This window comes from Spirillospora sp. NPDC049024 (assembly GCF_040649235.1).
In the GTDB taxonomy this organism is placed as follows: Bacteria; Actinomycetota; Actinomycetes; order Streptosporangiales; family Streptosporangiaceae; genus Spirillospora.
Genome location: NZ_JBEZFD010000020.1, coordinates 71,288 through 94,907, shown reverse-complemented (window position 1 = coordinate 94,907; position 23,620 = coordinate 71,288). Strand labels below are relative to the sequence as shown.

Annotated in this window: 20 protein-coding genes; 8 read left to right on the top strand and 12 right to left on the bottom strand. The window is 70.9% G+C overall.

Going from position 1 to position 23,620, the window contains the following annotated elements:
* Positions 1–73: 73 nt before the first annotated feature.
* The 3 genes from AB0C21_RS31410 to AB0C21_RS31400 form a co-directional block, all read right to left on the bottom strand.
* A complete protein-coding gene (locus tag AB0C21_RS31410; RefSeq protein WP_500209099.1) occupies positions 74–529 on the bottom strand; it encodes an SMI1/KNR4 family protein in 456 nt (151 codons plus the stop codon).
* Positions 530–568: 39 nt separating this feature from the next.
* Positions 569–1,039: a hypothetical protein gene (locus tag AB0C21_RS31405; RefSeq protein ID WP_500209098.1), complete on the bottom strand. Its 471-nt coding sequence runs from the start codon at positions 1,037–1,039 to the stop codon at positions 569–571.
* A 326-nt stretch (positions 1,040–1,365) separates the two neighbouring features.
* Positions 1,366–1,764, bottom strand: coding sequence for an ATP-binding protein (locus AB0C21_RS31400; protein ID WP_500209097.1), 399 nt, complete (start codon positions 1,762–1,764; stop codon positions 1,366–1,368).
* Here AB0C21_RS31400 and AB0C21_RS31395 point away from each other — a divergent pair.
* From AB0C21_RS31395 to AB0C21_RS31385, 3 genes are all read left to right on the top strand, one after another.
* Complete coding sequence (locus AB0C21_RS31395; protein WP_500209096.1) at positions 1,763–2,713, top strand: helix-turn-helix domain-containing protein; 951 nt, start codon at positions 1,763–1,765, stop codon at positions 2,711–2,713. The two genes, AB0C21_RS31400 and AB0C21_RS31395, sit on opposite strands and share 2 nt — an antisense overlap.
* Complete coding sequence (locus AB0C21_RS31390; protein WP_500209094.1) at positions 2,704–2,892, top strand: DUF397 domain-containing protein; 189 nt, start codon at positions 2,704–2,706, stop codon at positions 2,890–2,892. The genes AB0C21_RS31395 and AB0C21_RS31390 overlap by 10 nt, the downstream gene beginning before the upstream one ends.
* Positions 2,893–2,961: 69 nt before the next feature.
* Positions 2,962–3,150 carry a DUF397 domain-containing protein gene (locus tag AB0C21_RS31385; RefSeq protein WP_500209092.1) on the top strand — a complete coding sequence of 63 codons (189 nt, stop codon included), beginning with the start codon at positions 2,962–2,964 and terminating at the stop codon, positions 3,148–3,150.
* Between the two features lie 16 nt (positions 3,151–3,166).
* On the opposite strand, the gene AB0C21_RS31380 is transcribed toward AB0C21_RS31385, so the two are convergent.
* Positions 3,167–5,194, bottom strand: a complete 2,028-nt coding sequence (locus AB0C21_RS31380; protein ID WP_500209091.1) for a hypothetical protein — start codon at positions 5,192–5,194, stop codon at positions 3,167–3,169.
* A gap of 373 nt (positions 5,195–5,567) precedes the next feature.
* Here AB0C21_RS31380 and AB0C21_RS31375 point away from each other — a divergent pair, with 373 nt between their 5' ends.
* Positions 5,568–6,686, top strand: a complete 1,119-nt coding sequence (locus tag AB0C21_RS31375) for an alpha/beta hydrolase (RefSeq protein ID WP_500209089.1) — start codon at positions 5,568–5,570, stop codon at positions 6,684–6,686.
* Positions 6,687–6,723: 37 nt separating this feature from the next.
* The gene (locus AB0C21_RS31370) at positions 6,724–7,995 is read left to right on the top strand and encodes a sialidase family protein (RefSeq protein ID WP_500209088.1); all 1,272 of its coding nucleotides are present in this window, start codon (positions 6,724–6,726) and stop codon (positions 7,993–7,995) included.
* 10 nt (positions 7,996–8,005) lie between these two features.
* Here AB0C21_RS31370 and AB0C21_RS31365 read toward each other — a convergent pair whose 3' ends face one another.
* The 7 genes from AB0C21_RS31365 to glf all read right to left on the bottom strand — a co-directional run bounded on the left by AB0C21_RS31365 (position 8,006) and on the right by glf (position 16,814).
* Positions 8,006–9,550, bottom strand: a complete 1,545-nt coding sequence (locus AB0C21_RS31365; protein WP_500209087.1) for a sulfatase family protein — start codon at positions 9,548–9,550, stop codon at positions 8,006–8,008.
* Between the two features lie 69 nt (positions 9,551–9,619).
* Positions 9,620–10,828, bottom strand: coding sequence for an acyltransferase family protein (locus AB0C21_RS31360; RefSeq protein WP_500209086.1), 1,209 nt, complete (start codon positions 10,826–10,828; stop codon positions 9,620–9,622).
* Positions 10,825–11,946 carry an acyltransferase family protein gene (locus AB0C21_RS31355; protein WP_500209085.1) on the bottom strand — a complete coding sequence of 374 codons (1,122 nt, stop codon included), beginning with the start codon at positions 11,944–11,946 and terminating at the stop codon, positions 10,825–10,827. Before AB0C21_RS31355 ends, AB0C21_RS31360 begins: the two co-directional genes overlap by 4 nt.
* Entirely contained in the window at positions 11,943–12,722 is a 780-nt protein-coding gene (locus AB0C21_RS31350; RefSeq protein ID WP_500209084.1) for an ABC transporter ATP-binding protein, read from the bottom strand. Before AB0C21_RS31350 ends, AB0C21_RS31355 begins: the two co-directional genes overlap by 4 nt.
* Positions 12,722–13,603 carry an ABC transporter permease gene (locus AB0C21_RS31345; protein ID WP_500209083.1) on the bottom strand — a complete coding sequence of 294 codons (882 nt, stop codon included), beginning with the start codon at positions 13,601–13,603 and terminating at the stop codon, positions 12,722–12,724. The genes AB0C21_RS31350 and AB0C21_RS31345 overlap by 1 nt, the downstream gene beginning before the upstream one ends.
* Entirely contained in the window at positions 13,600–15,663 is a 2,064-nt protein-coding gene (locus AB0C21_RS31340) for a glycosyltransferase (protein WP_500209081.1), read from the bottom strand. Before AB0C21_RS31340 ends, AB0C21_RS31345 begins: the two co-directional genes overlap by 4 nt.
* The gene (gene glf, locus AB0C21_RS31335; protein WP_500209080.1) at positions 15,660–16,814 is read right to left on the bottom strand and encodes a UDP-galactopyranose mutase; all 1,155 of its coding nucleotides are present in this window, start codon (positions 16,812–16,814) and stop codon (positions 15,660–15,662) included. Before glf ends, AB0C21_RS31340 begins: the two co-directional genes overlap by 4 nt.
* Positions 16,815–16,990: 176 nt before the next feature.
* On the opposite strand from glf, the gene AB0C21_RS31330 reads away from it, so the two are divergent.
* From AB0C21_RS31330 to AB0C21_RS31320, 3 genes are all read left to right on the top strand, one after another.
* Positions 16,991–18,280 carry a hypothetical protein gene (locus AB0C21_RS31330; protein ID WP_500209079.1) on the top strand — a complete coding sequence of 430 codons (1,290 nt, stop codon included), beginning with the start codon at positions 16,991–16,993 and terminating at the stop codon, positions 18,278–18,280.
* 23 nt (positions 18,281–18,303) lie between these two features.
* Positions 18,304–19,218 (top strand): glycosyltransferase, encoded by a 915-nt coding sequence (locus tag AB0C21_RS31325; protein WP_500209078.1) that lies wholly within the window; start codon positions 18,304–18,306, stop codon positions 19,216–19,218.
* Positions 19,219–19,290: 72 nt separating this feature from the next.
* The gene (locus AB0C21_RS31320; protein ID WP_500209076.1) at positions 19,291–22,512 is read left to right on the top strand and encodes a hypothetical protein; all 3,222 of its coding nucleotides are present in this window, start codon (positions 19,291–19,293) and stop codon (positions 22,510–22,512) included.
* A 41-nt stretch (positions 22,513–22,553) separates the two neighbouring features.
* Here the strand turns inward: AB0C21_RS31320 and AB0C21_RS31315 are convergent, their stop codons facing one another.
* Positions 22,554–23,519, bottom strand: a complete 966-nt coding sequence (locus tag AB0C21_RS31315) for a glycosyltransferase (protein WP_500209074.1) — start codon at positions 23,517–23,519, stop codon at positions 22,554–22,556.
* Positions 23,520–23,620: the final 101 nt, after the last annotated feature.

The window sequence follows — 23,620 nt, the reverse complement described above, 5'->3', positions numbered from 1 at the left end:
CTGACTCACTTCTCCCGCTGCCGGTCCTGAGCCGCCCCTGGGAGGTGCCGGAGGAGCCGACTTCACAGCGTGATCAGTCGACGTACGGAACCAGGGCTTCCATAAATTGATCGAACGAAGGAGCAAGAAGAGTGAGATTGCTCCATACCGGCTCTTCATCACCCTCCAGTTCATGGTCCCAAAAAAATACTTCGCCCTTTCTATCTCCTTTCACTCTTATCAGAATTAGGTTCCCTCCGACCGCTTCGGCTATCGGAAGCAACTCCCCAGGATATCTTCCACTATACATTCCAAGGAACTCATCCATGGAATCAGCCATCCCACTTCCGACCGACAGGAAGGACTGAACTGCGATACCGATTTCCTCCCCCTCAGGGGTGGCCAGATCATTGTCGCGCACACGACCGCCATTTCGCCGGAGCAGGAAGTTTCGGTAGTCGGATGGCAACGCCACGCCAAGTCGCCGCTCCAACTCGTTCAGCTCGCGAACGCTGACCGGAACCCCTTCACTCGCGAATTCAACGCTCATTTCCCTCACCACCCATTCAGCATGACAGATACTCCAGACTCACCACCGGCGGCGCCAACTAGCAAAAGGCTCCAACTGCACAAGAAAGGGATCCACGATCTGAAGCGAACTCAGAAAGTTGCCAACCAGCCCCGCCAAAAGCGCCTCAAACGCAAAGCGCTCTACGACTTCCACCTCCGGCACAGGCCTCCATTCCGTCTTCGACCTGCATCGAATCTTCACTTTCTCAGGATCCGGGCAGAACGCAAGCACCCGCTCCACCCCCTGAGAATACAGCCATAGCTCATACTCTTCGTTAACTGCAAGCGCATCCATGAGCGGAGGTACCTGCTCAATGAAGATAGGTAGATCATAATTCACGTCAAGGTTCCAGTCATCTTGTCCGAACCCGCCGACATGGAACTGCGCACCTGCCTCCGCAAGGAGATTGCACCCATGCATGATGAGTACGTCTGGGCAATCCATCTCTTCTGGCACTACCTGCGAAGGGCCGAATATCACGCCACTCACCGGTCCCTCCAAAATGAGATGAAACGTCAATATTTACAAACTCCGATTCTTCTATCAAGAGAATGGCCCAGCACAGGATAGGCGGTCTTGATCAGCCTCCGCAGAGCTTTCCCCGAGGCCGTGGTCACCCCAGCATCCTTACGCGTCCCCACCCCCGAGGCAATGCCCGTTCAGGACGACCGCCTACCGAGCCCGGTCCTCCGGCCGGTTGCGAACGGAAGGCAAGATCAGCCTGCCTGTTGAGAGATAGGCCGCCACTTCATGTTTGCCTCCGCAGAAAAGATCCTCTGCCACCAAAGCACATGCCAGACCCCACCGCTGGGCCTTCATGAGGGGTCGAGGACGGCGAAGACTACCTTGCCGGCGTTGTCGGCCAGGGGACGTATGCCCCAGCAGCGGGCGAATTGGTCGACGATGAACAGGCCCCGGCCCGCTTCGCTGATCGTGTCGGTCTCCTGCATGCGCGGCAGGTCATACGTCGCGTCCTGGACCTCCAGCCAGAGTGCACCGTCGTCGGTGCGGCCGATGCGGAAGGTCACGTCGTCGTCGGACGCGGAGGCGTAGCGGAGAGCGTTGGTGACCAGTTCGCTTGCCACCAGGCAGGGGACGAAGTCGTCCATGTCCCATTGGCCGGTGACCAGACGCACGAACCGCCGTACCTCGGCGACGACCTTGAGGTCGTTCTTCACCACCAACTCGTTCTCGTGACGCCCCGCCTCGCCCATGATCCTTCTCCTCACCGTGTGTGATGAACTCCACACATTGAGCCACTATCCGGGCTATGATTTGGCTTACCAAGTCCTACTGGTAGGCCTTGGGAAGCGCGTGATCCTTTTTGGCAGCTTCCTTCGAGAGGTAAGAGCCATGCCCCCACGGCGTCAGCGCCCCCGTGAATCCCCCGCCTTAATCGCTTTCGGCCGCCAGATGCGCCGGATGCGCGAGGCCAAAGGGGCCAAGCAAGAGACCATCGCGCAACTGACAACGATGAGCGGCGCCCAGATCAGCCGAATCGAGAACGGGAAGAGGCGAGCGACCCGCTCCTTCGTGGAGATCGTGGATGATCACCTTGATGCTGGTGGTGCGCTCATTAACCTCTGGGAAGACCTGAACAAGGACGGCCACCCCGTCCCGATCTGGTTCGACTGGCCCAAGATCGAAGCAGACGCGGCGATGCTGGTCTCCTGGGAGCCCATGCTGATCGCTGGCCTCGCCCAGACCCCGGCTTACGCATCGGCTCTCCTGAAGGGGGCCGAGGAGGCTGTGAAGGCCAGGCTCAGCCGTCAAGACATCCTTACTCGGGACGAGGACAAGGCTTCACCGATCCTGGTCCTTCTGATCGATGAACAGGCGCTTCACCGGTTCGTCGGCAGTACCGAGACGATGAGGGAACAGCTTGAGCACCTCATCGAGATAAGCACGTTGCCGAATGTCACGATTCAAGTAGTGTTGGCAAACGGCGAGCATGATGGCAACTCGGGAGGCTTCATGGTCGCGACGATGGAGGACCGGAGCGAGATCGCGTACGTCGAGACGGCAATACGAGCCATCACGACGGACGCTCCCGCGGACTTGTCCGTCCTGGCTCGGACCCTTGTCGCCCTTCGTTCTCGTGCACTCACGGAAGAGATGTCCCGCGAGCTGATCAGGAAGGTCATCGCAGAAAAATGGACCTGACAAACGCCAAGTGGCGCAAGAGCACCTACACGACGTCCAACGGCGGCAACTGCGTCGAGCTGGCGGACGCGGCCGGAGCGGTGGCGGTGCGGGACAGCAAGGACCCGGACGGGCCCGTCCTTCTGCTGAGCCGCACGGCCCTGCGCACCGCCGTGAACTCCACTCCCACCACCCGCTGAGCCAACCCCCGACCGTCCCGTCACGGAAGACACGCCACGCGGCCTGATGAGAAAGGTCATTCAGGAGAGATGGACCTGACGAACGCGAAGTGGCGGAAGAGCAGCTACACCGGCTCCAACGGTGGCAACTGCGTCGAGTTGGCGGACGCGGACGGGGCGGTGGCGGTGCGGGACAGCAAGGACCCGGACGGGCCCGTCCTGCTGCTGAGGCGCGCGGCCCTGCGTACCGCCGTGGAGTCCGCACTCGTGACCCGCTGACCCACCGCGGCCGTCTTCAGGACGGGGGGTCGGCTTTGTGGCGGCCGTTGGGTTTCAGGGGTGGGACTATGCGGGGCGGGCGAGAGCCTGCGCCTCTGGGGAGGGCGTGGCGGGCCTTGGGGAGGCGTGCCGCCGCGGCCTCGGGTGGTTTCGGGGGCTCGGGCGGGTCTGCCTCGGGCTGTTCCGGGGTCTGGGCCTGCTCGCGGAGGTACTCCTCGAACTCCATCGAGTGGGCGGTCGGCAGGGTGATGATGCCCGGGTTCGCGTCCACCAGGAGGGTGCGGCGGCCCGTGGCGCCCGAGTGGGTGAAGACCATGGCGGTCGGCGGGAGCTCCTGGAGCTGCGGGGGCTCGATGAGGAGTTCGCGGAAGCGCTGCTTGTCGGGACGGCGGCGGGCGGCGACCGTGCGGCCCCAGGCGGTCGCGGAGCTGATGCCCTCCACCAGGACGGAGTCGTCGGCGGCGGGAGCCGGCAGCGGCGACCAGACGGGGTCGGTGAGGCCGTCGCCGCGCGGGCGGGCGTAGGCGACCGTGCTGGCGTAGGTCTCCCCCGCGACGTCGAACAGGGTCTCGGCGGCCGAATCGGTGATCTCGGCGACGAGCAGCGGCTGCCCGGCGCCGATGTGCTCGGCGGCGACGCGGGCGTCCTCGGGGTTGCCGAGACGCATGAAGCCCACGGCGGCGTGACCGCGACGGCCCAGGCGCTCGCGGACGTGGCCGGGGATCGACCGGTACATCAGGACGAGCCCGGTACCGGTGGCCTCGCAGGCGTCGATGAGGCGGTCCAGGACGTCCCCGCGCAGCTTCTCGGCGCCGCACAGGAAGAGCGTGTGGTCCCAGCGGCCGCCGGGCGGGGCCTCCCGGATCCGGTGGGTGAGGGCGGTCGTCACGTAGGTACCGAGGATGCGGTTGGTGAGGACGCCCGCGCGCCGGTCCATCGACACGACGTGGAGCCGGGAGGGTGGCAGCCGGACGGGTTCCGTGGCGAGCTTCTCCAGCTTGCGGAGCTGCGCCTCCAAGGCCCATGCGCGGCGGACGACGATGCGGTCGGTTGCGTCGCGTCCGAAGAGTGTCGCGATGCGCTCGTGCTGCTCGTCGGTGAGGAGGCCCTTGCGCAGGTCGTCGCGGGGGTCGCCGACCTGGGCGAGGACGCGCAGGGCGGCGGTGATCCGGGGGATCGTGGTGTCGGGGCCGAGGACCTCGATGAGCCGTTCCAGGATGGAGTTGTCGAACGACAAGTCGCGGGTGCCGCCCTCCTCCTCGCCCGCGCTGACCACCAGCGACAGCACGTCGGCGAGGGCCTCGGGGTTCAGGCCGCGGGTGGCGTCCAGGCGCGGCAGGTCCGCGGGCAGAACCCAGACGAGCGGGTCGTCGCCGCGGTCGGCCGCGAGCCGGAGGAGGTCGTGCGCGACCGCACCTTCGGACAGGTCGATGACGGTCAGCCGCGCGCCCACCGCCAGCCTGGCCGCGCCCATCGTCGTGACGGCCGCGGACCAGCCGGCGAGCGTGCCGCCCACGATGTCCACCCGGTCGACGCCGGGCGGGACGGCCACCGGGTACCACTCGCGCTGGCTCTCGTACGCCGAGTGGCGGCGCTCCCACTCGGCCCGCTCCTTGGCGTAGGCCTTCTCGGCGGCGTCGCGCGCCCGGTCGCGTGCGGCCCGCTCGCGCGCCTCGGCGTCGCGCTCCTGGGCGAGCCTTTCGCGGACGCCCCGCTCGTCCCGCCACAGCCCGCCGCCGGTGATGGCGAGGACGACGCAGCACGCCAGCAGCGCGACCCCGGCGAACGCCCACGGGATCACGCCGGTGATGCCGCACGCGATGAACAGGACGACGAACACGAGCGTCCCGGCGAACGCGGTGCGCAGCGGCCGCCCGGCCATGTGCTCGCCGGGCCGCCGCGCGGGCGGCGCCAGCGGCGCCCTGGCCGGCTCGGCAGGCCGCTCCGGGGGCGGCCCCGGGTCGGGGTGCACCTGCGCGTAGCGCCAGCCCACATAGACGCGGTCGGCCTGTGTGAGCCGCGCCATCGCGGACCCGCTCGCCATGTCCGTCACGTCGAGAGACCCCTGGATTCGCGGGAATGGAGGGAACGCCTGGAGGTGGCCGGGTTGGGTTACTACGGTCGGTTTCTTACACAGCACAGGGTAAAGAGGTTCCCGCGTTCCCGCGCCTCGTTCAACGGAACAGCGGCACGGACGCCCGAGATCCGCCATCAATTCGGTCACCACGCCCACCTGCGGCGAAGATCGGACAAGCCGCCCAGGAAAATGGCCACACCCGGCCATCCGTGCTCTCCGGCCGCTCGGCCGGCTCCCAGGCCTCCTCCAGCGGTGTACGGCGGCGAACCTCACCCGATGATCGATGAGAGCGGTAATGTCCGATGTCGTCGCAGTCGCCGACCCAAGGTGAGGAGCCCGTGTGTCGCTGACCGGCTGGCCGCTGGCGTGCCTGTTGTTCGTGGCCGTGGTCGCCGTGCTGGCGGCGACGGTGTGGGGCTGGGGACGTCTCGCGGGGCCGGGGGCCCGGATGCTCGCCGCCCGCCTGGTCGCGCTCGCCCTCTGCCAAGCGCTGGTAACGCTGTCCGTGCTCGTCGTGATCAACGGGCACTTCGGGTTCTACGGGACGTGGGGCGAGTTGGTCGGGGCCGCGGGCGTCGGCAACGGGCACCTCGTCCAGAACCAGGAGCGCGGCGGGGACGACGTCGCCGCCACTCTGATCCGGCGCGAGCCTGAGGTGTCGATCGGCGGCACGCCGAAACGCGACGGCAGGCTGGACACCGTCGACATCCGGGGGCTCAGGTCGGGCCTGCACGCCCGCGCCTACATCTACCTCCCGCCGCAGTACTTCCAGCCGGGCGGGAGCCGGCGCCGGTTCCCCGTCTCGGTGGTCTTCAGCGGCTACCCGGGCGCGCAGCGCAACCTCGTCACGCAGATCAGGGTGCCGCAGACGGCGCGCGACGAGACCGGGGCCGGACGCGTCCAGCCCATGGTGTACGTGTTGATGCGCCCCTCGATGGTGAAGGGACGCGACACCGAGTGCCTGGACATCCCGGGCGGACCGCAGACCGCGACCTTCTTCACCCAGGACATGCCCGAGGCCGTGCGGTCCGCCTACCGCGTGTCGGGCGACCGCAGAGGGTGGGGCGTGTTCGGCCTGTCGACGGGCGGCTACTGCTCCCTCAAGCTCGCCATGACGTACTCGAACGTGTTCTCCAAGGCCGCGTCCCTCTCCGGCTACTACGGCGCCATCAAGGACATCACCACGGGCGACCTCTACGGCGGCAGCCAGGCCGTCCGCAACGAGAACGACCTGTTCTGGCGCCTGCGGCACCGGCCGCAGCCGCCCATCTCCGTGCTGCTCACGACGAGCAAGGTCGGTGAGAAGAACAAGGACGGGACGCAGCGGTTCCTCTCCCTGGTCAAACCGCCGATGCGGGCGTCGTCGCTGGTCCTGGAAAGCGGGGGCCATAACTTCCAGACGTGGAAGCGCATCCTGCCGCAGGTACTGCGCTGGATGAGCCAAGGCCTGACCGTATGAAACGGGCGGCCGCACGCGACCGGACGACGAGCGGGCGATGAGGCCGTGCGGGCGGCTGGTGAACGCCGCGGCCGTCTCGCTCTCCGCCGTCCTGGCGCTCGCGGGCTGCACCGTCGCCGGGTCGCGCAAGGTGGAGCCCGGCACAGCGGACCGAGCGCACCGCGTTCCCGGGTTCTCCCCCTTCACCGCACGCCAGGTGGACCACCGCGAGGCGATGTATCCGAGGCTGGTGCGGTTGCGGGACGGCCGGATCATCCTCAGCGTCGCCACGTCCACAGGCGACGGCATCACCGACATGGCCCGCTTCTATGAGAGCGCCGACGGCGGCCGCACCTTCCGGACACTCTCGGAGATCCGCGATCCCGCCGCGGCCCAGGGACGCGGCTCCTGCTGCGGCAGCCTGTTCGAACTGCCCTGGCCCCATGGCGACCAGCCCGCCGGGACGCTGCTGTGGGCCGGTACCGCCGGCATGAAGAACCACGCGCCGGGGCGCCGTCCGGAGCTGCGCGTGTGGCGCAGCGGCGACGGGGGCCGCCACTGGTCCTACCTTTCGAGCTGCGCGACCGGAGCCGAGGGGACGCCGTGGAACCGCGGCCTCTGGGAACCCGAGCTGGGCATCGACAGGCAGGGCCGCCTGGTCTGCTACTACTCCGACGAGACGAGGCCCGGCCATGACCAGGTCATCGCCGAGGCCTCGTCCACGGACGGCGGGGCGACCTGGAGCCCCGCAAGGGTGGTCGTCACAGGAGGCCGCCGCGACCGGCCCGGCATGCCCGTGGTGCGGCGGCTCCCGGACGGCGCCTACCTCATGGTGTACGAGGTGTGCGGTCCCTCCGCCGGCTGCGAGGTCCGCTTCCGCAGGTCGGCGGACGGCTGGACGTGGGGCGACCCCGCATGGCGCGGAACGGCGCCGCGCACCGACGGGGGCCGGAGCCTCTACCACGCGCCCACAGCCGCATGGGTTCCCGGCGGAGGCGCGAACGGCACGGTCCTGCTCGTCGGCGGCCTCGTGCGCGACTCCGGCGGCGGGCTCGTCCAGGAGGCCAGCGGCGCCACGATCCTCACCAGTGCCCGTAACGGAGACGGCGCCTGGCAGGAGGCGTCCGCCCCGGTCCGCGTACCGTTCCCTGCCGACCCCGAGCATCCCGACATCGTCTGTTCGAACTACAGCTCCACGCTGCTGCCGACGAGCGACGGCAAGGGGCTGCTGGAAGTGGCGACACAGCGGGATAAGGACGGCACATGCCGGGCCTACGCGGCGGCCGTGCCTCTCCCCCTGACGGCGACCGGTCCGCAGACCAGATCGTGAACCGGCGGGATCACAGGTCGCGGCAGTTGCCTCCGGCGCAGTTGCGGTACGAGGCGACCAGGGACTTCAGTTCGGCCTTCCGCGCCTCGGGCGCCTGCCCCCACATGTTCCCGAGCTCCCAGGGGTCGCGGGCGAGGTCGTAGTACTCGCGGTCGCCGTTCTCGTACTCGACGTACAGCTCGTTCGCCGTGCGGACGGCGTAGTACGTCGGCGGGTTGCCCCCGTACTTCTTCGGGAGGTCGGGGTCGTCGTGACTGTAGTTGGGTCCGAGATGCTCGATGAACGCGCTCGTCCGCCAGGCGGGCACGGGCCGCCCGTGCAGCAGCGGCGCCAGGGACCGCCCGTCCGCCGACTCCGCCGGCCTGAGCCCGGCGAGCTCCTGGAACGTCGGGCAGATGTCGGTGTTCTGGGCGAACCGCTTCTCGGTCGCCCCGGCCGGGACGCCCGGCCCCGCCACGATCAGCGGGACGCGGATGTCGGTGTCGTAGGCGGTCAGCTTCCCCTCGACGAGCCGGTGCTGCCCGAGGTGGTAGCCGTTGTCGGAGTTGAAGACGAAGTAGGTGTCCTGCCCCTGGCCCTTGGCGTTGACCGCGGCCTCCAGCGCGCCGATCATCCGGTCGACCGACTGGACGGCCCGCACCCGTTCGCGGAACGCCCGGTCGACGGCGCGGAGCTGGCGGGGCCGCATCCGCGGGTACTTGCGCAGCCAGCCGGGCTTGTCGCCGATGTCGGGCTCGTTGAACCCCGGCGTGCGGGGCGCCCTGACGCCGCCGAACTTGTGCGCGTCCTCCGGCGCCGGGGTCGCCGGAGCGTGCGGCGAGAACGTCGACATCTCCAGCATGAACGGCTGCTTCGCGTCGGCGGACCGGTTGACGAAGTCGACGCCCTTGGCGGTGAGGACCGTGTTCAGGTAGTCCTTCGGCGAGCGCCCGTAGTGGGTGAGGGTGCCGTTGCCGTTCAGGTTGTAGTTGTAGTTCGCGTAGCCGAGGCCGGTGACCTGCCATTCCGTCCAGCCGGGCGGCACGTAGGTCCGGGACGAGCCCTGCTCGTCGGTGGGCTCGTAGCCGTTGAGGTACTTGCCCATGAGTCCCGTGCGGTAGCCGGCCTTCTGGAGCGCCACCGCGAACGTGTCCTTCTCGTTGCCGCGCGCGTTGAAGATGTCGAATCCGCCCGTCGGCGGGTCGTTGCTGCGGACGCCGGTGTTGTGCGGGTACTTGCCGGTGAGGATGGTGGAGCGGGACGGGCAGCACAGCGTGTCGGCGACGAAGTAGTTCGAGAACGTCATGCCGCGCTTCTGGAGCGCTCTGACGTTCGGCATGTAGTCGACCAGGTCCCACGAGAGGTCGTCGGTGAGGATGTAGACGATGTTGGGCCGCTTGCCCGAGGTCTTGGGGGCCGCGGCGGCCTTGCCGTCCTTGGCGCCCTTCGCGCCCCCGCCCGCCTTGCCCTCGCTCGACGCGGCCGGCACGCATCCGGCCAGCACGAGGACGCCCGCCAGCAGCACCGCCGGGAGCGGTGCCGCCCGCCATCGTCGTCGCGGCTCGACGCCGAGCATCACTCACCCTTCGGCCAGGCTCACTGGGGTCAGCGGACCCGGTCGGCGGACCGGATCGCGGTGATCAGGCTAAGGCACGGACGCGGGAGGGGCCGCCGGGGCGTCGTGCCTCGGCCGCTCGGCCTCGTCCGGTGACGGCTCCGGAGAGGCGGGCGGCGGGACGGCCCCGTTCCGCTGGATCTGCGCCACGGCGGCCAGCAGGCGGGGCCGCATCAGCCGCTGCAAGGGGCCCTCGACGAGCTTGTAGACCAGATAGGCGGTCACGAAAGAGGACACGGTGATGACCGGCAGGATCGTCAGCCGGTCGAGTATCGGATGCGGGAAGAACGCCTTCACGATCGCCCGCGCCACCATCTCGTGGACGAGGTAGAGCGGGTAGGTGAGGGCGCCGAGGAAGGTGAAGCCGCGCCAGCTCAGCCACCTGAGCTTGCCCAGCGCGACCAGCGCCATGATCGCGTAGAGGGCCGTGACGACGACCGGGATCACCGTCTCGTGGACGCCCGGCCACTTGTTCAACGGGTTGATGTTCTGGACGAGGTAGTGCGCCGACAGCGCCCAGCACGCCGCGATGACCAGCCAGAGCGCGATGTTGGAGCGGAACCGGTAGATGAGGAAGAACGCCATTCCGGCGATGAAGTACGGGGCCTGGTCCGGAAGGAGCAGCGTCTTCAGGAGCTGGCTGTTCCCCTGCGTGGCGTAGACGCTCGCGAGCAGCCACACGACCATCAGGGTGACGCAGCGGCGGTAGGTGATGCCCACGCAAGCGAACAGCGCGATGAGCACGTAGAAGCGCAGCTCCACCCAGAGCGTCCAGTAGACGACCTCCAGCGGCTCGACGTGCACGCCTTCCTGGAGCATGGTCAGGTTGGGCAGGAGCCGCTGGACGGGGTCCGGGTTGTCCGGACGGAACGGAATCGCTGAATCGCAGAGCAGGTAGAGCACCACGCTGAGCACGGCGCTGAACCAGTACGCCGGGTAGATCCGCACGATCCGGGAGACGGCGAAGTCGCCCGGCGAGCGGCCCCACGCGCTCATCAGGATGACGAACCCGCTGATCAGGAAGAACAGCTCGACGCCGAGGTATCCGAAATGGCCCACCGGGGCGAGCTCGGGGTAGACCTTCTGGGCGTCGCGTCCCCCGAAGACCGTGCTGCGCACCCCGGCGAAGTGGTGCAGCATGACGGCGCCGGCGGCGACGAAGCGCAGCAGGTCCAGCTCGCGCAGCCGCGATCTCGCGGGAGCGGGCGGGGTGACCTGACCGGCGGTCGTGGACGTCATCGGGAGATCTCCACGGGGGTGGGGGGCAGTGCCTTGGCGCGGCCGGACGCCGGGCCTTCCAGGCGGAGGCGGTGGAGGGCCGCCTTCAGCCGCGGCCGCATCCAGCGTTGCGCCGGCGCCTCGACGAACCGGTACACCAGGTAGGCCGAGACGAGGGCCGCCGCGCAGCATACGCCGAGCAGCGGCCACCTGCCGAGGCGGAGGCCGATCAGCTCGGTCAGCGCCCTGCCGAGCGATTCGTGGACGAGGTAGAGCGGGTAGGTGAGCGCGCCGAGGACGGTGAAGCCCCGCCATTCCAGCATCTCGAACTGGTGGGTCGCGACCATGGCCATGAGCAGGAACAGGAAGGTGACGACGCCGGTGACGACGGCGTCCCACACGCTCGGCCAGACGAGCGCGGCGTTCACGACCGTCGTCCGGTGGTGGACGGCGAGCGCCCAGCAGGCGGCCGTGATCAGCCACAGCACGAGGTTCGGGCCGAACCTGTGGATGAGGAAGAAGGCCATGCCCGCGATGAAGTACGGGGCCCATCCGGGCATCAGCAGGGACGTGAAGAGGACGTCGCGCGAGCCCAGGGCGAACACCGCGAGAAGCAGCCAGCCCACCATGAAGGCCACGCAGCGGGCGTAGGTGACGCCTCGCCAGACCAGCAGGGCGATCAGCACGTAGAAGTGCAGTTCCGCCCAGAGCGTCCAGTACACGACCTCCATGTTCGGAACGCCGATGCCCACCTGCAGCATCGTCATGTTCGGGAGGTAGGCGACCAGCGGGCTGCGGGACGCGATCGGCGTCTCGCCGAGGGCGAGGAAGAGCACCAGGGCGAAGGTGACGCCGAACCAGTAGCCGGGAAAGATCCGCACGACCCGCGAGACGGTGAACTCGCCGAGGTCCCGTCCCCACACGCTCATCAGGATGACGAAGCCGCTGATGAGGAAGAACAGGTCGACGCCGAGGCCGCCGAAGTGCGCGACGGGGGCGAGGACCGGCATGTTGTGGTGGTTCTCCACGCCCCACCCGGCGATGCGGCCCACGTAGTGGTGGAACATCACCGTGACGGCGGCGACGAACCGGAGCAGGTCCAGTTCGCGCAACCGCGGGCGGACGGCGGGCGGGGTCACGGGCTTGTCTCGACCGGCGGCGCCTGCGCGCGGCGGCGCTCCTCGCGCTTCTTCAGCAGCAGGTCGGCGGCGGTGTCGATGTCGCCGTCCCACACGACGCGGCCGTTCTCCAGGAAGACGCCCCGCGTGCACATCTCCCGCAGGAGCTTGGCGTCGTGCGCGACGATCACCATGGTGCGGCCGCTCGCGCGGTACTCGTGGAGGCGCTCGATGCACTTGCGGCGGAACAGCGGGTCCCCGACGGCGAGGACCTCGTCGATGAGGAACACGTCGGGGTCGGTGTGCACGGCGATGGAGAACGCGAGCCGCATGAACATGCCGGACGAGTAGAACCGGACCGGCTGGTCGAGGAAGCGGCCGATGTCGGCGAACTCCACGATCGAGTCGAACTTGCGGAGCGTCTCGGCACGGTCCATGCCGAGGATCGCGCCGTTGAGGAAGACGTTCTCCCGCCCGGTGAGGTCGGGGTGCAGGCCGGCGCCGACCTCGATCAGCCCGGCGACCCGCCCGCGGACCCGGACCGTGCCCTCGTCCGGCGGCATCACCCCCGAAATGATCTTCAGGAGGGTGCTCTTGCCGGAACCGTTCACCCCGACCAGCGCGACGGCCTCGCCGACCCCGATGACGACCGACACCTCGTCCAGCGCCGTGAACCGGTCGCGGAGCCGCTCCCGGCGCAGCGCCCGGACGGTCATGTTCTTGATCGAGCGGGCGTGCCGCAGCGTGAACCTCTTGGTGACCCCGTCGACGACGACGGCGGCGCGCGGCCCGTCCATCAGAGCTCCTCGGCGAAGCGGCGCTGGAGTCGGGCGAAGACGAACTGGCCGAGGCCGAGCAGCAGGACGGCCAGCCCCAGCAGGACGAGGGCGTCCCTGGTGAGGCCGGGCGGGAAGGCGAACGCGCCGTCGGTGGTCGGCCACCAGAAGGCCCGCTCGAACAGCAGGACGCCGACGGCCATGGGGTTGGCCAGGTAGGCCTCCAGCGCCCAGCCCGGCGCGGTGTCCCGCACCACCGTCCACGGGTAGATCATCGGCACCGACCAGGTGACGAACAGCGTCGCGATGTCCACGACCTTGTCGGTGTCGCGGTAGAAGACGTGCAGCGCCGAGCAGATCAGCCCGAGGCCGATGCCGAGCGTGGCGACGAGCGCGAACCCGAGCAGCGCCGAGCCGACCGCCGCGGCCGAGGGCGTCCATCCCCAGGCGACCGCCACGGTCAGCACGATCGCCAGCCCCGGCAGCAGGTGCACGCACGAGACCAGCAGCGACGCGACGGGGAACAGCTCGCGCGGCAGGTAGACCTTCCGGACGAGCGGGGCGTTGCCGAGCACCGAGTGGGTCGTGTTGATCAGGGTCTCGTTGAAGAACGAGACGAGCACCAGCGCCGAGAACATGAAGATCGGGAAGTGCTCGACGTGCTTGCTCATCCCGAGGAAGACCCCGGCCACGAAGAAGAAGACCGCGAAGTGCGCGGCGGGCCGCACGTACGACCAGCCGAGGCCGAGCAGCGACCCCTGGTAGCGGGCGCGCAGCTCCCGCCGCACGATGAGCTTCAGCAGGTAGCGGCGCCGGAAGACCTCGCCGAGGCCGCCGCCGCGGCCCGGCTCGACGAGGCCGGGATCGTCCGGGACCGCCGGCGCCCCCGCGGGCGCGGTCACGGCTCCCGCCGCGCCTTGTCGAAGGTCTCCCGCCACTCCTCCGGCGAGGTCAGAGCGGGCAGCGCCTCCCGGTAGCGGCGGCTGAGCGGGGCCCAGTCCCTGCCGAGCCGGGCGTGCAGCGCCGACGCACGCCTGATCAGCGACCAGAACCGCTGCGGGTCGCGCTGGTACCAGGACACCTTCGTGCCGTCCGCGGACGAGACCAGGGCGCTGTTGAACTTGGTCAGCAGCCACCAGGTCTGGTCGACGTGCGGGACGACCGCCTCCGGATGCGTCTTCGGGTACGGGCCGACCGGCTTGACCTGCCGCGCCGCGCCGAGCAGCGCGGTCTGGAACATCGCGCGGCGGTTCTTCGGCGGGACGACGTCGCGGCCCTTGCGCGGCGGCTTCCGGCGCCGGACGGCGGGGAACTCGTCCAGGTCCGGCTTGGCCTGCGCGTCCACGAAACGGGCGCGCAGCTCCCGCAGCTCGCCCATCTTCGTGACGATCGACGGGTGCAGGTCCTCGGGGCCCTTGAGCGCGTCCTCGAGCGCCAGCAGCATGAGCTCGGCCGTGGAGTACTGCATGGCCAGCGCGTGCTTGATGGTGATGAACAGGCTTTCCTTCAGCATGTTGCCGCCGCGCTCGTACGGCGAGTACATGAGCGCGGTGACGATCCTGTTCCGTTCGGTGAAGTACGCCTGCCAGTCGGTCATGACGTCCTTGGAGTGCCACGGCACGTGCCACACCGCCGCGCCGGGCAGCGACACCGTCGGGAACCCGGCGGCCTTGGCGCGCAGCCCGTACTCGATGTCGTCCCACTTGATGAAGAACGGCAGCGAGAGCCCGATCTTCTTGATGACCTCGACCGGGATGAGGCACATCCACCAGGCGTTGTACTCGACGTCGGCGCGGCGGTGCAGCCACGGGGTGTGGCGCAGCGGGTGCGCGGCCAGGTCGTGCGACAGCTCGGTGTGCGGGGCGGGGACCATCCACCAGCGGTAGCGCGCGATCGTCTCGCCGAACACGTGCAGCACCGACCGGTTGTACAGGTCGAGCATGTGGCCGCCGACGAGCATCGGGCCGCGCGCCAGGTCGGCGAACGTCACCGAGCGCAGGATCCCCTCCGGTTCCAGGATGACGTCGTCGTCCAGGAGCAGCGCGTAGGTGCTGCGGCCCGACTCGACGGTCTCGTGCATGACGCGGGCGAAGCCGCCTGAGCCGCCCAGGTTGGCCTGGTCGATGACGCGCAGCCGGCCGCCGAGGGCGTCCTTCGCCGCGGCGAAGTCGGGGTGGTCCTCGACGCGGTCGGTCCCCTGGTCGACGACGAGGATCTCGTCGACGACGTCCAGGACGTCGCCCGCCGCGGCCAGCGCGGTGAGCTGCTCGACGCAGAACTTCGGCCGGTTGAAGGTGGTGATGCCGATGGTCGCGGTGCCGGGCTCGGTCCGCTCGGTGACCGCGCACCACTCCGCGGCGTCGAGGACGGCGGTGCGGCCGTCGGCGATGATGTCGAACCAGTACCAGCCGCCGTCGATGAAGGGGGCTAGCGGCAGGTCGACGGTCTCCTCGACCGGTGAGTCCGAGTCGACGTGCAGCGACCTGATGCGCTCCAGGTGGCCCTTGCCGGTGGAGCGGTAGATGAGGATCGTCGCCTCGCCGCGGACGCGGAGGCGCAGCCGGACCTCCTCCACCGTGCTCCAGCGGCGCCAGTACCCGGCGGGGAACGCGTTGAAGTAGCTGCAGAACGACACCCGCGTCCCGGACGGGACGACGATGCTGCGGCGGCCGATGATCTCGGCGCTGTCGTCCTGGGAGGAGGGCCGGTAGGCGGTGCGGGCGGCCTCGCCGTCCTGCTCGGCCAGCACCCGCTCGGCGGCGCTCTGGAGGTCGGCGGCGCGGCGGCCGAACACCGCGTTGCCGTCCACGTACAGCTTCAGGACGTCGAAGTCGCGCTCGCCGGGCATCACGACCCGGTGCAGGACGCGCAGGCCTTCGCCGGGCCGACGGCTCGCCCGCCCGTCCCCGGTCTGCTGCGCGGGCTCCTCGGAGAGCTCGGGCTGGACGGCCGGCTCGGTCATCGGTCAACTCCTCCGCTGGTCAGCCGCTCGCCCCGGGTGAAGTGGGGCCGCAGCCTGTTGTCGACCACGCCCAGGGCGCTGGCGATCGCCATGTGCATGTCGAGGTACTGGTAGGTGCCGAGCCGTCCGCCGAACACCACGCCGTCCTCCCGGCGGGCCATCTCCCGGTAGCGGAGCAGGCGCGTGCGGTCCTCGGGGGTGTTGATGGGGTAGTACGGCTCGTCTCCCCGGTCGGCGAACCGGGAGAACTCCCGCATGATCACCGTGCGGTCGTCGGGGTAGTGGCGCCGTTCCGGGTGGAAGTGCCGGAACTCGTGGACGCGGGTGTAGGGGACGTCCTCGTCGGCGTAGTTCATCACGGGGGTGCCCTGGAAGTCGCCCGTCGGCATGACCTCCGTCTCGAAGTCGAGCGTCCGCCAGCCGAGCTCCCCCTCGGCGAAGCCGAAGTAGCGGTCGAGGGGGCCGGTGTAGACGACCGGCACGTTGCCGACGACGTCGTCCCGCAGGTCGAAGAAGTCGGTGTCCAGCCGGACCTCGATGTTCGGATGGTCGGCCATCCGCTCCAGCCAGGCGGTGTAGCCGTCGACCGGCAGTCCCTCGTAGGTGTCGCCGAAGTACCGGTTGTCGAAGGTGTACCGCACCGGCAGCCGCGTGATGACCTCCGCGGGCAGGTCGCGCGGGTCGGTCTGCCACTGCTTGGCGGTGTAGCCGCGGATGAAGGCCTCGTAGAGCGGCCGCCCGATCAGCGACACCGCCTTCTCCTCCAGGTTGCGCGGCTCGCGCCCGGCGGTCTCCCCCGCCTGCTCGGCGATCAGCGCCCGCGCCTCGTCCGGGGTGAAGACCCGGCCGAAGTAGGCGCAGATGGTGCCGAGGTTGATGGGCAGCGGGTAGACGCGGCCCTTGAAGGTGGAGTAGACGCGGTGCTGGTAGCCGGTGAACCTCGTGAACCGGCCCGCGTACTCCCACACGCGCTCGTTGGACGTGTGGAACAGGTGCGCGCCGTACCGGTGGATCTCGATGCCGGTCTCGGGCTCGTCCTCGCTGTAGGCGTTGCCGCCGATGTGGTCGCGGCGTTCGAGGACGAGGACCCGCAGGCCGAGTTCGGCCGCGCAGCGTTCGGCGACGGTGAGTCCGAAGAAACCGGAGCCCACCACTACAAGATCAACGTTCACGGTCCGTCTCAGGGTCGGGGGGCATGCGCGGCCAAGATACCGGCGCTGACAATCCGCTTGTGCGGGAATGGTGCCCGTTGGCCGGTTGTACCCTTCCTGTGATCCGGAACGGCGCCCTGCGCGTCCCCCATGCGACCTCCCAGAGGAGTCACCTGGTGGCAGTGGTCTCCGGCGGTCCCCCGCCGACCGTGTACCTGCACATCGGCGCACCCAAGAGCGGCACGACGTTCCTCCAGGGCCTGCTGTGGAACAACGCCGAGGCGCTGTCCGAGGCCGGCGTGCTCGTGCCCGGCGGCTCGTTCGCCGCGCACGTCCGCGCCACCCGGGACCTGCGCGGAGTGAAGCCGGAACCGGACGAGCCCGGCCCCGCGTGGGACGGCGCCTGGGACCTGCTGGTCGACCGGATCAAGGAGTCCGGGCACCGCGCCGCCGTGGTCTCGCACGAGGTGCTCTGCGCGGTGGACGCCGCGGGCGCCCGCCGGGCCGCGGAGTCGCTCGCCCCCTGCGAGGTCCACCTCGTCTATTCCGCCCGCGACCTGGCCGGTCTCCTGCCTTCCGAATGGCAGGAATACGTCAAGCACCGCTACCACTTCGATTTCGAGCACTGGCTCCGCGAGGTCGTCGACGGCCCCCGCGACAGCGGCGCCGCACAATGGTTCTGGCGCGTGCACGACATTCCCGAAGTGCTCGGACGCTGGGCCCCGCACGTCCCGCCCGAGCGCGTGCACGTGCTGACCATGCCCGGCCCGGACGCCCCCCGCGAGCTGCTCTGGCAGCGCTTCGCGGGACTGCTGGGAGTCGACCCCGAGCTCGCCGACCTGGACGACGCCCGCACCAACAGCTCGTTGAGCTGGACGGAGACCGAACTGCTGCGGAAGGTGAACTCGGCCGTCGACGAGGACGCGCCGATGTGGCTCTACCACCGGCTGGTCACCGACGTCCTCGCTCTGAAGGTGCTTCCCGGACGGGGCGAGCCCGGCCGGGTGCCGCTGCCTCCCGCTCGGCGCGGATGGGCGACGGAGAAGGCCCAGGAGCTGGTCGACGCGGTCCGCTCCGCCGGCTACGACGTCGTCGGCGACCTGGACGAGCTGCTGCCCCGCGAGGCGCCCTCGAACGCGGCGCCCGCCGGACCGCCCGGGGACGCCGAGCTGCTCGACGCGGCCGCCCACACCGTCCTCGGCCTTCTCGACCGGATCGAGATGCTCCGCGAGGAGATCGGCGTGCTGCGGGACGAACGCCGCGAGCAGCACGAGACCGCTCTTCCCAAGCTGATGGCCCGGCATCTCAGCGAGCGCAACCAGGCCGTCTGGAAGATGCGCGTCGGGTACTGGCATCTCGTCGAGCGGCTCAAGGGCATCGAGCCGCCTCCCGCGCCCGATGAGGGAGAGGACGACGGCGACGACGAGCCCGGCACCGTCCTGTCCCGCCGGGCCCGGGTGCGATGAGCTCCGGCGGGAGCGGCCCGCGCGTGACCGCGGTCGTCGTCACCTACAACCGGCGGGAACTGCTGGCGGAGGCGCTCGACGCGCTCGCCGCCCAGACCCGGCCGCCGGACGCGGTGACCGTCGTGGACAACGCGTCGTCCGACGGCACGCCCGCGCTCGTCCGCGACCGGTACCCGCATGTCGACCTGGTCGAGCTGGGAAGCAACACCGGGGGCGCCGGAGGCTTCGCGGCGGGGATCGCCCGCGCGCTGGAGACCCTTGGTCCCGGCGGCGGACTGATCTGGCTGATGGACGACGACACCGTCCCCGAGCCGGACGCCCTCGCGGCCCTGCTCGACGCCCGCGAGCGGGCCCCCGCCGAGCCCGCCCTGGTCGCCAGCCGGGTCGTGTGGACCGACGGCCGGGACCACCCGATGAACACCCCGCGCGTCAAGCCCGGCGCGTCCCGGGCGGAACTGGCCGCCGCCGCCGAGGCCGGATGCACGCCCGTCCGGTCGGCGTCGTTCGTGTCGGTGCTCGTCGACGCCGCGGCCGTCCGGGAGCGCGGGCTGCCGGTCGCGGACTACTTCCTCTGGAACGACGACTTCGAGTTCACCACGCGGCTGCTGCGCGGGCGGACGGGGCTCTACTGCCCGGCGAGCGTCGTCGTCCACAAGACCAGGACGTTCGGCGGCACCGACGCCGACCCCGGTGACCGCTTCTACTACGAGGTCCGCAACAAGCTCTGGCTGTTCACGCGCAGCCGGGGGCTGGCGCCGGCCGAGCGGGTGCTGTACGCCGGGTCGACCGTCCGGCGCTGGGCGCGTACCTACGTCCGGTCGCGGGACAGGGCGACGTTGCGCAGAGGGCTGCGGCACGGCGTGCGGGACGGGCTGCGGCGGCGGCCACGCCCCACCGCGGAGGTCATTTCGACGGCCGTGCGTCGATATGATCCCTGACGACGCGGCTCCGGTCAGGGCCGGGACGAGCGTCCACAAGGCCGAATACGCAGTGCCAAGGGGAGGGCGGGTGTGACTCCGAAGGGGAACCCGGACGACGAGCACAGGGACGACCTGCCCGAGGAGGACCTCGCCGACAGGACGGTCGTCGACGCCAACAAGACGGTCAGCGACATCAATGTCAGCGAGGTCATGAAGACGCAGGCCTTCCCGCGGAGCACGGGCTCCGCGGCCGGAGCGCCCGGCGGCGTCGCCGACGTGACGATGACCGACTTCTCCCGGTCCACGCCCACCGAGGACCCGGACGACGAGCCCGAGGACGACCCGGAGGACGACCCCGAAGACGAGCCGGAGGACGAGCCCGAGGACGAGCCGGAGGTCGACGACGCCGAGGCGGACGACGTCGAGGAGGACGACCCGGACGAGGACGAGGGCTTCGACCGGACCCGCGCCGACCCCGGCCCCGGCCGGCAGGAGGCGCACCTCCCGCCACCGCCCCCTCCGTTCCCGTGGGCCCAGCAGGTTCCGGGCGCGCCGGCGGACCGCACTCCCCCGCCCCCGTCGTTCGCGGCGTCCCCCCAGCCTCCGGCGCCGCAGCCCCCCGCACCGCAGCCTCCGGCGGCCCAGCCGCCCGCCCCCCAGTACCCGGCGCCCCAGCCTCCGGCGCCCCAGCCTCCGGCACCGCAGCCTCCGGCCTCATCGCCCAAGGCCGCCGAGCCGTTCCCGTACGCGCAGGAGATCCCGGACACGCCGAAGGCGCCCGCTCCCGAGCCCTTCCCCTACGCCCAGGAGATCCCCGGCCAGTCACCGCACAGCGCGCCTCCGCCCTTCCCGTGGGCCCAGGAGATCCCCGGCGCCGGTGCGCCCGCGAACCCCGCCCCCGCGCCCGCGCCGTCCGCCGGCCCCATGCCGAGCAACCCCCTGGCGGCCGCGCCGCCGGTCGTCCCGCCGCCGCAGGTCGAGGAGCCGTGGCGCAAGCCGGGCAAGTCCAAGAAGCGCAAGGGGATCAACAAGAAGGTGCTCTTCGGCGTGATCGGGGGTGTGGCCGCCGCCGCGCTCGTGGCGGCGGGCGCCGTCGTCGTCCTCGGCGGCGGTGACGACTCCGGCGGCGACGGCGAGGGCGCGAAGCTCGCCGGCGCGTCGTTCCCCGCCGATCCGGCGGCCCGCTCCGACGGCCGCGACCAGGAGCTCACCGGCGTCGCGGCGTCCGGCTCCACCGTCGTCGCCGTGGGCGGCGAGGCCGACCCCGGCAACTACCGCGGCGTGTTCCTGGTGTCCTCGGACGGCGGCCGCACCTTCCAGACCGCGAAGGTCGAGGGTGCGGACGGCGGCGAGCCCGGCGCCACGGAGGTGCCCCGGCTCGTCGCGGGCGGCCAGGGCGGATGGATCGCGATCGGCTCCCGCCCCGGCGGCGGCGTCGTGTGGACGAGCGAGGACGGCAGATCCTGGCAGCGGCAGCCCGACGCGGCCGGGGACGTCTTCGGACCGGGGAACCGCGTGACCCGGGTCATCCGCACGGACAAGGGCTTCCTCGCCATCGGCGAGCACTCACGCAAGGGCGACTTCAGCGACGCGGTGCCCGCGACCTGGCTGTCGTCCGACGGCCGCGCCTGGAACGCCCTGACCGGCGCGCAGGTCGGGATCACGATCCGCGGCCGGGTGGTGCTGGAAGAGGCCGCCGCCAGCCACGGCGCTGTCCTGCTGGAGAGCGCGCACACCCCGAAGCCGGGCAAGGCGTCGTTCCGCCGCGCGTGGCGTTCCACCGACGGCGGCCGCACCTGGGCGCCGGCGAAGATCCCGGCCCCGAAGGGCACCCACGGGATGGCGGTCGGCGGCGGTGAGCCGGGGCTGGTCGCCGTCCGGGAGGTCAAGTCCGGCAAGTCGAGCTACGGCCAGGTCTACACGTCGGCGGACGGCGCCGACTGGAAGAAGGCCGGGAAGCTGGCGTCGTCCGGCTACCAGCAGGTCCAGCAGCTGATCGCGACCGACTCCGGCTACGCCGGGATCGTGCGGCGCGAGCGTGATCTGCTGATCTCCCGCTCGGCGGACGGGGCGTCCTGGCAGGACGCCGGGACGCTCACCGAGGCGTCCGGCCGCGAGCTGCTCGGGGCGGCCGCGGGCGGCGGGCAGACCGTCCTCGTCGGCCGCGATCCCGGCAACGGCGACCTGAACGCGCTGCTCGCGGTGCGGGACCAGGGCGGCGCCGAGGTCCCGGTCGACCCGTTCAAGATCCCCGGCGCGTTCCGCAAGGACCAGGCGGTGACCGCGGTGGCGGCGAACGGCGCGCAGGCCGTCGCGGTCGGCAGCACCGGCGGCGACGCCGCGATCTGGACCTCGGCGGACGGCGCGGCCTGGAACCGGGCCCGCTTCTCCGGCGGGATCTCCCGTCCCGCCCTGCAGCGGCTGACCTCCGTGACCGGCGGCGGCGCCGGCTGGCTCGCGGTCGGCGACAGCGGCGGCGCGCTGCGCGGCCCGCTGGTGCTGAGCTCCGCGGACGGCACCATCTGGAAGCCCGTCGACAGCGACCCCGTGTTCGACCAGAGGGGTCCGCAGGCGCTCGCGACGTACGCCGCCGCGTCCGGCCCGGCCGGCTACGTCGTCGTCGGCGACGACGGCGCGTCCGGCGCGGTCTGGTTCTCCCCCGATCTGCGGACGTGGCAGCGCGGCGGCGGTGTGGGCCGCAACGATCTCACCGCCCTGCCGAACGGCAGCCGGTGGGTCCGGTCGGCCGCCGGGGGGCGGTTCGGGTTCGTCGCGGTCGGCGGGCTGCTCGACCCTAGGGCGCACGGCGCGCGGCGCCCCGGGGTGTGGACGTCGCCCGACGGCAAGAAGTGGCGGCTCCAGCAGCTCCAGCTGCCGGCCGGGATGACGCAGGGCTCCTTCACCCAGGTCGCGGCCAAGGGGGACGTCCTGGTCGCGGTCGGCGACGCGCTGGGCTCAGCGGGGCCGGTCGTGCTCGGCTACGTCTCCGCCGACGGCGGCAGGACATGGCGCGAGACCAAGCTCCCGACGCCCGGCGCGGACGGCCCGGTCCAGGTGACGGCCGTGACGGCGACGCCGAACGGCTTCACCGTCGCCGGGACCGCCGGCGAGACCGGCACCTCCGACGTCGTGTCGTGGACGTCCGCCGACGGCGCCTCCTGGGAGGCGCAGGTCCCCGGCGGCGTCCTGTCCGGAGCGGGCCGCCAGGAGGTCACGGGCCTCGCCCCGTTCAAGTCCTCGCTGCTGGGAGTGGGCCGCACCGTCGCCCGCTCGGGCGAGCAGCCCGTCCTGTGGAGCCGCCCCGCCGAGTAACGCCACGCCCCGCCGCGACCGCACCAACGGTCGCGGCGGGGTCAGTGGTCGTGTTGGGGTGGGGCGGGGTCGTAGCCGGGTAGGCGCTCCGTCGGCGGAGCCGCGTGGCGGGGGACGTAGCGGACGGGGCGCGGGGTGGTGGCGCGGGTCTTGCCGCGGTCGCGGAGGCGGTTGCGGCGGGCGCCGTAGGGGGCCACGACGGCGCGGTAGAAGGGTTTGCGGATCAGGGTGGGGACGAGGCGGTAGCCGCCGCGGACCATGACGTTGCGCCAGTACTGGGGCTGGGAGATGAAGCCCTCGCGGCGCATCTCGCGCTGGAGCCGCAGTTCCGAGCGCAGCAGGTCGCGGCCGCCGCGGCGCTCGTAGGCGCCGTCGCCGACGCGGTAGTAGACGAGGGGCTCGGCCACGTTCACCATCCGCGCGCCGCCCGCGATCATGCGGACGAACAGCCAGTAGTCCTCCATCAGGGGGAGGTCGCCGTAGCCGCCGGCGGCGACGACGGCGCTGCGCCGGTAGACGACGGTCGGGTGGTTGAACGGGTCGTGCAGGCGGGAGTAGCGGGCGATGTCGGCGGGGTCGCTCGGCGGGGTGCGGCGGCCGACGATGTCGGTGATGTCGGTGCCGAACTCCAGCAGCCCCGCGCCCACCAGGTCGGCGCCCGCGCGGACCAGTGGGACCTGGGTCTGGAAGCGGTGCGGCATCGAGTAGTCGTCGGCGTCCATGCGGGCGACGATGTCGTGGCGCGAGGCGTGCAGGCCGGCGTCGAGGGCGGGACCGAGACCGCGGTTGTGCTCCAGGTGCACGAAGGTGACCTCGACCGGGCTGGTCCTCACGAGTTCGTGGAGGACGGCCGCGAGGGCGGGCGGGACGGGTCCGTCCTGCACGAGGACGACCTGGTCGGGGCGGAGCGTCTGGAGTTGGACGGCGCTGCGGAAGGCGTCCCGGACATGGGCTTCACGATCACCGCCGTAGACGGTCATCAGCAGGGTGAAGGCTTCAGGCTGCATGCGTCCGTTCCGGGGGGAGCGTGGCGGCCGTGGAGCACCGTGCGGGGGCCGGGGCGGCGGGCCTGGTCGGGGGGTCGGGGGTGCGCCGTCCTAGGTGGGAC